This window comes from Apilactobacillus ozensis DSM 23829 = JCM 17196 (genome assembly GCF_001435995.1).
GTDB classification, from domain to species: domain Bacteria; phylum Bacillota; class Bacilli; order Lactobacillales; family Lactobacillaceae; genus Apilactobacillus; species Apilactobacillus ozensis.
Window position 1 is genome coordinate 49,375 of sequence record NZ_AYYQ01000035.1, and the last position, 13,025, is coordinate 62,399.

Annotated in this window: 12 protein-coding genes and 1 other annotated feature; of the genes, 9 read left to right on the forward strand and 3 right to left on the reverse strand. The window is 33.0% G+C overall.

Translation table 11 applies throughout. From position 1 onward, the window contains the following. Positions 1-74 precede the first annotated feature (74 nt). From FD06_RS05700 to FD06_RS05720, 5 genes are all read left to right on the forward strand, one after another. Positions 75-635 carry a LemA family protein gene (locus FD06_RS05700; RefSeq protein WP_056966672.1) on the forward strand — a complete coding sequence of 187 codons (561 nt, stop codon included), beginning with the start codon at positions 75-77 and terminating at the stop codon, positions 633-635. Between the two features lie 52 nt (positions 636-687). Next, positions 688-1,623: a M48 family metalloprotease gene (locus FD06_RS05705; protein WP_056966674.1), complete on the forward strand. Its 936-nt coding sequence runs from the start codon at positions 688-690 to the stop codon at positions 1,621-1,623. Between the two features lie 81 nt (positions 1,624-1,704). Next, complete coding sequence (locus tag FD06_RS05710; RefSeq protein ID WP_056966677.1) at positions 1,705-2,226, forward strand: hypothetical protein; 522 nt, start codon at positions 1,705-1,707, stop codon at positions 2,224-2,226. Positions 2,227-2,310: 84 nt separating this feature from the next. Next, a complete protein-coding gene (gene thiT / locus FD06_RS05715) occupies positions 2,311-2,862 on the forward strand; it encodes an energy-coupled thiamine transporter ThiT (protein WP_082605314.1) in 552 nt (183 codons plus the stop codon). A 117-nt stretch (positions 2,863-2,979) separates the two neighbouring features. Next, positions 2,980-3,798, forward strand: a complete 819-nt coding sequence (locus FD06_RS05720) for a hypothetical protein (protein WP_082605315.1) — start codon at positions 2,980-2,982, stop codon at positions 3,796-3,798. A gap of 50 nt (positions 3,799-3,848) precedes the next feature. Here the strand turns inward: FD06_RS05720 and asnS are convergent, their stop codons facing one another. The 3 genes from asnS to FD06_RS05735 form a co-directional block, all read right to left on the reverse strand. After that, complete coding sequence (gene asnS / locus FD06_RS05725) at positions 3,849-5,237, reverse strand: asparagine--tRNA ligase (protein ID WP_056966681.1); 1,389 nt, start codon at positions 5,235-5,237, stop codon at positions 3,849-3,851. Positions 5,238-5,296: 59 nt separating this feature from the next. Then, positions 5,297-5,514 (reverse strand) — a binding site (T-box leader). A 72-nt stretch (positions 5,515-5,586) separates the two neighbouring features. After that, complete coding sequence (locus FD06_RS05730; protein ID WP_054657749.1) at positions 5,587-5,871, reverse strand: ArsR/SmtB family transcription factor; 285 nt, start codon at positions 5,869-5,871, stop codon at positions 5,587-5,589. Positions 5,872-5,925: 54 nt separating this feature from the next. Next, the gene (locus FD06_RS05735) at positions 5,926-6,489 is read right to left on the reverse strand and encodes a cadmium resistance transporter (protein WP_056966930.1); all 564 of its coding nucleotides are present in this window, start codon (positions 6,487-6,489) and stop codon (positions 5,926-5,928) included. Positions 6,490-6,588: 99 nt separating this feature from the next. On the opposite strand from FD06_RS05735, the gene FD06_RS05740 reads away from it, so the two are divergent. The 4 genes from FD06_RS05740 (at position 6,589) to FD06_RS05755 (ending at position 13,003) form a co-directional block, all read left to right on the forward strand. Next, positions 6,589-6,939, forward strand: coding sequence for a hypothetical protein (locus tag FD06_RS05740; RefSeq protein ID WP_054657662.1), 351 nt, complete (start codon positions 6,589-6,591; stop codon positions 6,937-6,939). Positions 6,940-7,035: 96 nt separating this feature from the next. Next, the gene (locus tag FD06_RS05745) at positions 7,036-10,158 is read left to right on the forward strand and encodes a type I restriction endonuclease subunit R (RefSeq protein WP_056966683.1); all 3,123 of its coding nucleotides are present in this window, start codon (positions 7,036-7,038) and stop codon (positions 10,156-10,158) included. Between the two features lie 15 nt (positions 10,159-10,173). Beyond that, positions 10,174-11,790 carry a type I restriction-modification system subunit M gene (locus FD06_RS05750; protein WP_056966685.1) on the forward strand — a complete coding sequence of 539 codons (1,617 nt, stop codon included), beginning with the start codon at positions 10,174-10,176 and terminating at the stop codon, positions 11,788-11,790. Next, entirely contained in the window at positions 11,774-13,003 is a 1,230-nt protein-coding gene (locus FD06_RS05755) for a restriction endonuclease subunit S (protein WP_056966687.1), read from the forward strand. The genes FD06_RS05750 and FD06_RS05755 overlap by 17 nt, the downstream gene beginning before the upstream one ends. Positions 13,004-13,025: the final 22 nt, after the last annotated feature.

A 13,025-nucleotide genomic window follows, 5' to 3' on the forward strand; every position in this document is an offset into this window, starting at 1 on the left:
TTTGCTAAATTAATTGACTTATGTTGCTGTTACATTAATAATTTATGTAAAAGCTATTAAAAGGAGCTCAGTTTATGTGGTGGATAATTTTAATTATTGTTTTGGCTTTGGTTTTATTTTATGTTTATGAACATAACCGCTTGCAACGTTTGAACATGCAAGTTAACCAAAGTGGTAGTGATATTGATGTACAATTAAAAAAACGTGCAGATTTAATTCCTAATCTAATCAGTACGGTTAAAGGGGCAGTTAATGCTGAACGAGGTACTTTAGAACGAGTTACTAAATATCGTACTCAAATTCTCGATGGCGTTGATAAAAAAGATTATAACGCTGCTTTACAAGCTAGCAATAATCTAACAACTGTTTTGAATGCTACTGCTGAAAGTTATCCAGAATTGCATACTAATCAAAACTTTATGCAATTATCTGAAACTATGACAACTATTGCTAATCAAATTGCTAGTTGTCAAAGTGCTTATAATTCTTGTGTAGCAGATTATAACTTGGCTGTACAAAATATTCCTTCATCTTTCGTTGCTAAAATGATGAATTTGAAAGAGAAAGATGCCATGATTCAGGCTACCTCAGAAGAAAAACAAAACGTCAATGTTAATTTTGATGACATTAAATAACTATTCAAAAAGGCGATGTTGATGCATCGCTTTTTTGTTAGGAGGAAGTTTATTGAAAAGTAATTGGTTTGAACAACAAAGAAGTAATAAGCATCGAACGATAGTACTGTTAGGATTATTTTTAATTTTAGTAACCGCAGTAGGCGCGGCTTTCGGTTATGCTTTTAGTGTTATTTCAAATGCGGGTGGTCAAAATACTACCTTGTATGGAGGCTTAATCGGACTGGTAATTAGTGGTTTCTATGCGTTGATTATGTACAATGGCTTATCAATGCAATCGGTTATGTCCGCTAATGGAGCGCGTCCTTTAGAACCAAATGAAATTCCAGTTTTAGAGCATATTGTAACTGAATTGTGTTTAGCTGCACGAATTCCCGAACCAGCCCTATATATCGTGGAAGTTGATGAATGCAATGCTTTTGCTACTGGGATTAAACCTGAAAAAGCTGGATTAGCTGTGACTGTTGGATTGTTAAATGCTTTAAATCGTGAACAGTTGGCAACTGTAATTGGTCACGAGGTCGCTCATATTAAAAATGGTGATATGAAAGTCACAACTTTAGCATCAGCATTTGGTGGTGCAATTAATTTTATGGGTGGTATTGCAACTAACCTAGCTGATTATGCATTAATCTTTGGTAATAGTCGGGATAGTAATGATGATGATCGTGATTCTAACGCAGGCATGCGTTTTATATTTTGGATATTAATGTATGTAATTTCAGCCATTGGGAACTTACTAGCTAGTATTTTAACGTTTGCAATTTCACGAAATCGTGAGTATTTAGCTGATGCTTCATCAGCAGAATTAACTAAAGACCCAGTCGCTTTAGCCGAAGCTTTATCTATTATTAGTGGTAACCCTATTGATGGTCGTAAAGTTAAAAAAACTGCTTCCATTGGCGATATTGTAGCTCCTAAACACGCTGGTATTTTCGATACACATCCATCTATAAGTGATCGAATTGAACGTTTGAACGCAATGTAAACTAAATTGACACTCCTGTTTATAATGATATACTTTTATGTGTATTACAAGTATTTTATATTATTATTGGGAGTGTTTTTTATGCATAATTTTATTAAAAAAAGTTCCATTGTTTTGTTAGGCTTTTCCTTATTATTTCCAATTGCTAGTAGTAGTTTGAATACGCTAAACGTTAGTGCAGCTAAACATCATAAAGTTGTTAAGCACCATAAGGCTACTAAGCATCATAAACAAAATGTACATAAAACTAGTCACAATGAATATGTAGATGTTCAAAAATATAATCATTTAGTTAAGGGCATTGATACTGGTTTTAATAGTGGGGTTAAAGACTATCAAACTGTTGGATTAAGTTTAAGCAGTTTCTCTGAAACTATTAATGGACTACCAAGTTCATTTACTGAACCTCAAGTAGAACATTATCGCGATTTTATGAAGAAAACATATAAATTATTTGATTACAAGTTAACTAAGAAAGCTAAAGCTGATATTAACGCTACTTTTAAAAAAATGCCAAGCACTATTAACTTTCAAAATAAAAAAGATGCAGTGTTAAAAATAGCTATCATTGCAAATGAAATTGGTTTCAATATTCGTTCATAATAAATTAACAACTCATTTTTGATGAGTTGTTTTTATTTGCGTTTTTAGCTTGTGCTATAATTAAACCAATAATTTATGTAAGGTTTGATCAATATTAAAACTAAAAAAATGACTGAAATGGTAATATCGGCTTCTTTAGCGTTGATTTTACATTATGTGGCAATTATACAATTACCGCAGGGTGGTAACATCTCATTGGTAATGGCACCAATTTTATTTATTGCACTTAAAAATGGTGTCGTTGATGGTTGTGTCTGTGGATTAATTGTAGGAATTTTTTCGTTAGTATTTGGTGGATTTTTTCTATCACCGTTACAAGTGTTGTGTGATTATTTTCTAGCTTTTTCGGCGATTGGATTAGGCGGATTATGCTCACATCAATTTATTAATAGTGTTAAAAATAACGGTAAAGTTAAAATTTACCTAATCATTTCGTCACTAATTTCTGGACTAGGGTGTTTGATATTTCACACTATCGCCGGAGTAGCCTTCTATGATGCATATGCTCCTAAAGGTATCAATATTTTTTGGTATGCTTTAACTTACAATAGTATTTATGTAATTCCAGATACGATTGTAGCAGCAATTTGTATATATGTACTAACCGGTAGAGCTAAAAATATTCTATTAAAGTAAGGGTTACTATTATTTAGTAGCCTTTTTATTGTGAAGGGGTAGATTAAAATTTATATAAGTGCTAAAAACAAACGTGATTATTTGCTCGGCTTTATTTTTATTTTATTAATGGTGGCAATGGCACAATTGCTTCACAATATCGAAGTAATTTTGCCCGAAATTGCGGCTCTGACTTCTGGAACTTGGATATATCATAAGCGTGATTGGATTAAATATCCATTATTTGTTTGGATTGTTCCTACCATTACATCTGCCATTGGTTTTACAATTAATCAATTAAAAATTTTTTATGCTTGGAAAGTTTTACTAGCGGTGATATTAATTATCAGTATTTTAAAAATATTTAACTCTTGTTTAGCCCCATCTTTTGCAACTGGACTATTGCCACTTGTTATTGATGCGCATAGTTGGACTTTTATTGTAGTTACAGGTACTTTAACTTTCATAGTAATGTTAGGAGTCTATGTCATGAATGAACATACTAGTCAGCTTGAGATTCCTTCTATGCAATTTCATAAAATGTTTTTTTATATTTTAATTACGTTGGCCTGGATTTTAATAATTTTAGTGTTTAATCAACCACATATGGCAGCTATTCCACCAGTATTTGTAGCTTTATTCGGAATTATTAATCAGTCAACTTATAATTTTAATTCATATTATAGACACGTTTTATCATTAGCAGGTGCCGCCACGATTGGAACCATTGTACATATACTAGTTGCTTCTTGGTTAGGGACGGCTGTTATCACATTGCCATTAGTTTTTATATGGCTACGCTTATGGAAAGTTAAATTACCAGCAGCTTATACATTGCCTTTATTAGCCATCGTGCTGCCTAGAAGTATGTTCAACATGTTTCCAATATCTACGTTGTGTGCTTCAACATTTCTGTTAGGGATGGCTCTGATTTATCATAAAATCTGTATAGACTAAAAAAGATTATTATCTCACAGCGGATAATAATCTTTTTGTTTAAATATATTTTAGAATGGGGCGTTACCTGGAGTTCTTGGGTAAGGGATGACATCTCTAATGTTAGCCATACCAGTTACGTACATAACTAATCTTTCAAAACCAATTCCAAATCCAGAATGAACAGTTTCCCCATATTTTCTAAGTTCTAAGTACCAGTTGTATTCTTCTTCATTTAAGCCGAATTCGTCAATCTTAGCGCGTAATTTATCTTCACGTTCTTCACGTTGACTTCCACCAACCATTTCACCGATTTCAGGAACTAATAAATCGGCAGCGGCTACAGTCTTGCCATCATCGTTATCACGCATGTAAAAGGCTTTAATATTACGAGGGTAGTCAGTTAGGAAGACTGGTTTGTTATAAATGTGTTCACATAAGTATCTTTCATGTTCTGATTGTAAATCGATACCCCATTTTACAGGTACTTCAAATTTTTCACCAGATTCTTCCAATAGCTTAATGGCTTCAGTATAAGTAACCTTAGCAAAATCTTCATTTACAGTTTCCTTAAGACGGTCAATTAAGCCTTCGTTAATACTATTTAAGAAATCTAATTCTTCTTTGGCGTGTTCAAACAAATAGTTAACAACATATTTAACTAAGCCTTCGGAAACTTCCATAGTATCCTTTAAATCAGCAAAAGCCATTTCTGGTTCAATCATCCAGAATTCAGAAGCGTGACGAGCAGTATGTGAATTTTCAGCTCTGAAAGTAGGGCCAAAAGTATATACATTACGTAATGCTAGGGCGTATGCTTCTACTGATAATTGACCACTAACCGTTAAGTTAGCTTTTTCTCTAAAGAAGTCTTTTGAATCATCAACTTTACCATCTTCAGTCTTAGGTAAGTTGTTCATATCCATGGTAGTAACACGGAAAGTTTCACCAGCACCTTCAGCATCACTACTGGTAATGATAGGAGTGTTTACATAGGTAAAATCACGTGATTGTAAATATTGATGAACTGCAAAGGCAGCCATTGAACGAACCTTGAATACAGAGTAGAAAGTGTTAGTACGGGGACGCAAGTGTGCTAAAGTTCTTAAGTATTCATATGATTGTTCTTTCTTTTGTAATGGGAAGTCACTGTTTGAATGACCTTCTAAAGTTATTTTAGATGCGTGAATTTCGAATGGTTGTGGAGCATCGGGAGTGCTTACAAAAGTTCCGTTTACACGAATAGTTGATGCAATTGGCCATTTTCTAATTTCATCAAAATCAGGGTTGTCGTTTTTAACGATAATTTGAGCATTTTTTAAAAAGCTACCGTCATTAGCTTCGATAAAGCATATTTTTTTGGATCCACGACTAGTTTTGATCCAACCTTCAATTTCAACTTGCTTATCAGCAAATTCTGTAGGTTTTGCATATAAATCTTTAATTGTAAATTTTTCCATTAAATATACATACCTTTCCAATTTAAATTTAGTTTAAAAAAGACCCTTCATCCAATAAATATAAGGACGAAAGGTCTATTCCGCGGTACCACCTAAAATACTCTTAAATAAAAGAGCCACTCAATCATGATAACGCTATGAAAAACGTCTATTCCTACTAAATTTCAGAATAAAGACAAATAGGGGTTATAAAAAATAATCAGGGTTACTAAGCTTACACCGACCTTAGCTCGCTGTTAATTAATTATTTTTTACCTATCCTATTTCATGTTTTAAACTATATTATTTAACTAAGTACAATAATAACATTATCCGTTATTTTTACAACGAAAATGTTAGATTTTTTAAATTATTCTCCGTGTTTTTTACCACGTAAAACATGGTCAGCATGTGAAAATGTTTCGTTGATAATATCTAAAATGTGGGGGTCATTAAGTATATAGTGGTTGTATTTTCCAACCCTTTTAGCGGATACTAATTGATGCTTTCGCAACATGGCTAAGTTATGTGATGCGGTAGGTTGATCAAGATTTAGCACTTCACAAATTTCTTTTACACTTAGTGAAGCTTGTTCTAAGATGAATAACATCTGTACACGTTTAGGATTATTCAATAGTTTAATTATTTCAGACATTTCAGTTAAATGTTTACTATCGATTGGATTAATTGATTGCAAGATATCAACTCCTTACAACAATTTTATCAGATGTTCAATTAATCCACTATCCCACAGTACATATAATCCCACTAATATATAACAAATCTTCATTAGTTTTTCACCATATTTTTGCATAACCTTATTAACTAATCTAATGTCGGCGATAAATTTAACGATGATTGTAACTACAATTGTTAGTGTATTTATAAAAATTAATATAATTATGAATTGCTTTAACGATATACCGATTAATACTGGTAAAAAAATTGATAGGTTGCAACCAGCGCACACTGATAAATAAGTAATTACAAAACTTAAAATAGGTGATTTATGACTAGAGACGTTATCCTCATCGTCATCATCTTTTAAAGCCATGTAGATGGGTAGTAAACCTAAAATACCCATCATCCATTCAGGAATAAAGTAGGCGAGAGTTTGCCCAATAATAAAACTTAGCGTAAGTATGACTGTTACACCTATAATATATCCAATAATTGATTGTCTTAAATTATATTTTTTTACTAGAAAAATAAGCATGAAAAAGAAGTCTAAGTTTACGCTTAAAAAAGTTAGAGCTAATAACCAATAATTAATCATATAACCATCCTTACATATGTTTTTTTTGACATATGTATATTGTAGCATATTTATACATATTTTTTATGATATTATATTTTGGGAGGTTAATTTAAAATGATTAAAACAGTTAAAATAATTTCAATATTCTTTATATCAATGGTATTTTTTACTTGTGTAGCCAAGGCAGATAATAATTTATTAGGTAGAATTTCATACCATAAAATAAATCGTAGCTTTAACCTAAATAATAAATATACAAGGGCCAACGTTTACAATCATATTCCGAATACAAATATAAAAAACATTAAATCTAAAAGCATTGATAAAATTAATTTGAAAAATAATACAATCCATGTAGATTTAATGGCGACGCAAGGAACTCGCTATAATTGGTATCGCTTTTATATCAATGATAAGCATAATAAAACCATTAAATATTGGGTTTACGGTAATATTTTAAAATAGAGAAGTTCATTAATAGTGAACTTCTCTATTTTTACAATTTTCTACATATTTCCTATGATACAATTAATTAATAATAATTAACTAAGGATTGATAAATTGGCAGAACTAGATTTTGAAAAACAGATTGTAAAGCAACTATCCACTGACAGTAATCAGTGGACAGAACGAAAAGACTTATATGAAGCTACTCCAGATGATTTATGGAATAATTTTCGTGATAAATTAAACCATAATAACTGGGCGGCATTAAAACAACAACCATTAACTGATGAAGAATTTGCACGAGTAAAAAATATTATTTCACAGGTTAATAGTCCTTATGAAGCCGCTAAACTTTTAGATTCAGAAAATGGAATCGGTAAGTTAGAGATTCAAAGAGACGATGCTAAGTTAGGCTATGTACCCTTAAAGATTTTTTGGAAAGCAGACGTGGCGGGCGGTAATTCTAGTTATGAAATCGTACGTCAGGCCGTTAGACCACGTGGATTAGTAGAAGGCGATGAACAAGACCGCCGCTTTGATATAACCTTATTAATTAATGGGTTGCCCTTAATTCAACTGGAATTGAAAAAAAGTGGCGTAAGTATTTATCAAGCGTTTAACCAAATTAAAAAATATGCTAAAGAAAATAAATATGACGGAATCTATTCTTTGATTCAGATGTTCGTCATTATGAGTCCGGAAAGTAGTGCTTATTTTGCTAATTGTAAGCCAGATGAATTCAACCGTTCATTTGTATTTAACTGGCGTGACAAGCATAATCAACCCGTGCAAAACGGGATGGACTTTGCAAAACAAGTATTAAACATTCCAATGGCACATAAGGTTGTTAGTGAATACACTGCAATTGATGAAGAGCGGCAAAAGTTATTATTGTTGCGTCCATATCAAATATACGCAATTGAAGCGGTTATGCAACGAATTAAAAAGCATGAAAATGGTTTTGTTTGGCATACTACTGGTTCTGGTAAGACGCTAACTTCTTACAAGACAGCTAAATTAGCCGCCCAACAACCAGCTGTTGACCGCGTCGTCTTTTTAGTTGACCGTAAGGCTTTGGATAATCAAACCAATAGTAACTTTCAAGCGTATGCTAAAAATGATGACATGGAAATCAAAGATGCCAAAAATACTGGTAATTTGCGTAAAGAATTACTGAAAAATGATGGCAAAATTTTAATTTCATCGATTCAAAAAATGTCACGTTTAGTGAATAAAGAACGTAAGGCCATGGAAGCTGGTAAAAATACGAAATTAAGCCAAGTCCTAAAAATGCGGGTATGCTTTTTCGTTGATGAAGCACATCGTTCCCAGTTTGGACAAATGCGAAATGATATCAAAAATGCGTTCGTCAATAGTAATTGGTACGGTTATACGGGGACGCCCATTTTTGCGGAAAATCATAAAGCTATCAAGGGTGATATGGGTGTTACAACAGAAGAATTGTTTGGTAAAGTATGTCATACCTATAATTTGAGGGATGCACTGGAAGACCACGCAGTGTTACCGTTCAATGTGGAACACGTTAATACGATTGGCAACGTGGATGAAGTAGTGCAGCGAATCCTTGGAAATAAGCAAGCTGATAAATTAGCTGCCTATGGAAGAACGCTAGATACTAAGAGTAAATTAGAAATTGCAGCGACTGTTAAAAATATGTCACCAAAAGATAAAGAATCACATCTACCAAATTCCATTTATGAAAAGGACGAACATTTAGATGCGGTAGTAGATTATATCTTGCAACAGGGACCGCGGAAAACCAGCTTAGGGCATGGTAACTATAACGCAATTTTAACGACGAGCTCGATTGAAATGGCAATTCGTTATTATCAAAAAATAAAGGCGAAGAAGCAGTTAGTTAAAAATGACTTAGATAATGGCTGGCCACGGATTGCTGTTACGTATTCATTAAGCGAAAACGATGACAATAGTATCCAAAATCGTTCCCCAATGGACGCCATATTAGCTGATTATAATCAGCAATATGGCACAAACTTTCATAATAACAATGAAGAAATTGGTTGGTACAACGATGATGTAGCTAAACGAACCGCACGACGTGAAGCCGGCTATAGTCATTTGGATAAAGATAAAGAAATTAATATTGTAATCGTAGTTCGTCGATTATTGACTGGTTTTGATGCACCTAGGTTAAATACGTTATTTGTGGATAGAATTTTTGAAAATGCTGATTTAATTCAAGCTTATTCTCGAACGAATCGTTTAGAGAATAATGATTATAAACGTGAAGGTCAAATCATTACTTTTCGTAAACCGGCAACGACGGAAGAAAATGAAAAGAACGCCTATGCCTTATATGGTGGCGAGGGTTCTTATGCAGAGTTAGTCCGTCCACAGTATCAAGACGCAATGGGTGACTTTAAAGAAGTGTTGCATCAGTTGCGAACAGTTGCCCCCAATGCAGATGCTGTTGATAACTTAAAAGGCACGCAGGCTAAAATTGATTTTGTGAAAACTTTTAGAAAATTAAGTAATCAACTGAATTCTTTAGCTATGTACAATGATTTTAGTTGGCAGCAGATGGAAAAACAATTAGGCCTAACGGAAAATGAATTGCAGCATTATATTGGTAAATTTAATCGGATTAAAACAGAAGTATTAGAGCATCAAAATAATGATGATGCCAACAATGAATTAAGTAATTTAGACTTTTCATTATCAGTTGGTTCCACTATTTTAGTAGATTATGACTATATTACGGGATTAATCAAAAGTTTGATTAAATTGCGTCCGCAATATGATTCGGATGAAGCGCAACAAGAAAACATGAGTGAATATATTCAACGCGAAGCTGAAGTGCAGGAAAAGATTAATGAATATGATAAAGCCGGCCATCCAAAGCAAGCAGCGCTGCTACGTGAAATTTTAAAGAGTATTGATGACAATCAAGTTGCACCTAAAGATGTTGATGCCTACATTGATGGCTATCGACAAAATAAAATTAATGGTTTAATGCAGAACTTTGCTCAACAATGGGGCTTAGATACTGATATGTTAGCGAGGGTAGCTAATGAATCGAACGTGGATCAAGATGATTTTCCGCACTTACAAGATTTAGTTAATAGTGGAGACTTAGCAGTTGCCGCTGAAGCTCAAAATGATGGGCAATTGAATATTCCATTTTTATACAGTGCCAAGGCAGAAGACGCTATTAAACAATTCATTAAAATTCAATTAAGTGAATATCAAGTCTAAAGGAGACTAATTAATATGACTGACAAAAAACAATCAAACCAATTGGAACAAGCATTATGGAGTTCTGCCAATGCTCTACGTGGCAGTATGGATGCTTCCGAATATAAAAATTACTTACTAGGTTTAATCTTTTATCGTTTCTTATCAGCTAAGGCTTTAAAAGTTTTTGCGGAAAATAACCGTCTACAAGATGTTGACTTTGCAGATTTGAAAAAACAATATCAACAATACCTAGACCCAGAGAATGAAATTGCGGGTTATAAAACGCGTGATATTACCATCAAAGGCCTATTAAACAAAAACGGTTACCATATTGAACCAGAAGATTTATACAGTACTTTGATTGAAAAAATCAAAGCCCATGACTTTGCCCTAGAACAATTAGATGCAGCCTTGCATAATCTAGAAGTTTCCACCAATGAACAAACTTCACATGGTGACTTTGCCGGCTTATTTGCGGATGTTGATTTGCATAGTAATAAGTTGGGTAGTAGTTTACGTCAACGTAATCAAGCCATTAGTGAAACCATGTTGGCTCTAGATAGTATTGATTTATTTGGTCACAATGGAGATGTCTTGGGGGATGCTTATGAATATTTAATTGCCCAATTTGCTAGTGATGCTGGTAAAAAAGCGGGAGAATTCTATACACCACGTCAAGTTTCCGATATTATTTCCCAAATTGTAACTTACCAACGTGATGCTGGCGATGACCAGATTCGTACGATTTATGACCCAGCGGTAGGTTCAGGTTCCTTGCTATTGAACGTGGCGCAACACGTTGATAATCCAAAATTGATTCAATACCATGGTCAAGAATTGAATACTACTACTTATAACTTAGCGCGAATGAACTTAATGTTGCACGATGTGTCATATGAAGATATGGATATTCGCAATGGGGATACTTTAGATAAAGATTGGCCCACTGAAGAACCATATCAATTTGATGCAGTAGTCATGAATCCACCATATTCAGCTCACTGGGATAATAGTGACAGTCGTCTGGCAGACCCACGTTTTCGTGATTATGGCGTATTACCACCAAAGTCGAAAGCGGACTTTGCCTTTTTACTACATGGACTATACCATTTGAAGACTAATGGAACGATGGGAATTGTCTTACCACACGGAGTATTGTTTAGAGGTGCTAAAGAAGGTAAGATTCGTCAAAAGTTAATTGAAGATAATCGAATTGATGCGGTAATTGGTTTACCAGCGAATATCTTCCATTCCACCAGTATTCCAACGTTAATCTTAGTGCTTAAAAAAGATAAACAAGATTCTAATGTGATGTTCATTGATGCTTCCCGTGAATTTGAAAAGGGTAAGAATCAAAATAACTTAACGGCGGATAATATCGAAAAAATTGTTCAAACTTACAAAAATCGTAAAGACGTTGATAAATATGCCCACGTAGCCACATATGATGAAATTAAAGAAAATGACTTTAACTTAAATATTCCACGATATGTAGATACTTTTGAACCAGAACCAGATATAGATGTGGACGCAGTTAAACAATCGATTGCAGCCTTAGATGCTGAAATGGCACAATTACAACAAGAATTAGATGCCATGACCGCCGACTTGGTAGAAACGGATGTGAATAGCAATGAACACAAAGAATAATGGACGAGTGCCTAAGCTAAGGTTTAAAGAGTTTAGTAGTGAATGGGAAGAGAAGAAGTTAGGCGAGATATCTTCTAAAGTTAATAAAAAAAATAAAGATAATTTAATAAAAAATGTCCTCACTAACTCTGCTGAATTTGGTGTTGTAAGTCAGCAACGTTTTTTTGATAAAAAAATAGCTAATTCTAATAATATTAATTCATACTATATATCTAATCCAAATAGTTATATTTATAATCCAAGAGTATCCAAATATGCAAAATTTGGACCTATTAGTAGAAATAAATTAAACAAACCAGGTATCGTTTCACCACTTTACTACGTTTTTAATACACAAAATAACGATTTATATTTTTTAGACAATTATTTTTATAGTAGTAATTGGCATTCTTTTGTATATAAAAATGGGAATTCTGGTGCTAGATCAGATAGAATATCTATAAAAGATTCTGACTTAAAACGGTTACCTATAAAACTTCCAAATATACAAGAACAAACTAAAATCGGCGAATATTTTAGTAAGCTAGATAAACTCATTGAAGCACAAGAGCAAAAAGTTGAGCAGCTCAAGCAGTTAAAGCGTGGGTATTTGCAAAAAATGTTCCCACAAAAAGGAGCAGTAGTACCTAGATTGCGTTTTAGAGGATTTAGTGGTGAATGGGAAGAAATTTGTTTCAATGATATTTTTAAAGAAAAAAATCATATGCATGTAGAATCTATTGATTATCCATTGATGTCATTTGTACAAAAATTAGGTGTTATACCCAAAAGTGATAGATATGACAGGAAAGCTCTGGTTAAAAATATGGATAAAAAATATAAGATAACTAACTATGATGATTTTATATATAGCTCAAATAATTTTTTATCTGGATCAATAGGTATAAATAGAACTGGTAATGCCGTAATTTCCCCTGTTTATAGTATTTTTAAAATAAAAAATAATTTTAATGTTTATTACATTTATGCCATGTCTTCTTTAAAACTATTTTTATATAAAATGTCTAAATTTAAACAAGGAGTTACGTATGGCCAGTTTAAAATAAAGGAGAAAGACTTTCTCAAAATAAAAATGTGTATTTCTGATATAAAAGAACAAGAAAAAATAGGAAAAATGTTTTTTAAATTAGACAAACTAATTGAATTACAACAACAAAAGTTATCTAAGTTACAACAACTAAAAAAAGGTTACTTGCAAAAAATGTTTTGTTAAATAAGTAATGATTAGAGGTGAA

What these genes read in the sequence shown, in the direction of transcription:
- FD06_RS05750 (WP_056966685.1), top strand. Translation starts at nt 10,174, where the DNA reads ATGACTGACAAAAAACAATCAAACCAATTGGAACAAGCATTATGGAGT.
- FD06_RS05755 (WP_056966687.1), top strand. Translation starts at nt 11,774, where the DNA reads ATGAACACAAAGAATAATGGACGAGTGCCTAAGCTAAGGTTTAAAGAG.
- FD06_RS05730 (WP_054657749.1), bottom strand. Translation starts at nt 5,871, where the DNA reads ATGTCTGAAATAATTAAACTATTGAATAATCCTAAACGTGTACAGATG.
- FD06_RS05700 (WP_056966672.1), top strand. Translation starts at nt 75, where the DNA reads ATGTGGTGGATAATTTTAATTATTGTTTTGGCTTTGGTTTTATTTTAT.
- FD06_RS05710 (WP_056966677.1), top strand. Translation starts at nt 1,705, where the DNA reads ATGCATAATTTTATTAAAAAAAGTTCCATTGTTTTGTTAGGCTTTTCC.
- FD06_RS05740 (WP_054657662.1), top strand. Translation starts at nt 6,589, where the DNA reads ATGATTAAAACAGTTAAAATAATTTCAATATTCTTTATATCAATGGTA.
- asnS (WP_056966681.1), bottom strand. Translation starts at nt 5,237, where the DNA reads ATGGAAAAATTTACAATTAAAGATTTATATGCAAAACCTACAGAATTT.
- FD06_RS05720 (WP_082605315.1), top strand. Translation starts at nt 2,980, where the DNA reads ATGGCACAATTGCTTCACAATATCGAAGTAATTTTGCCCGAAATTGCG.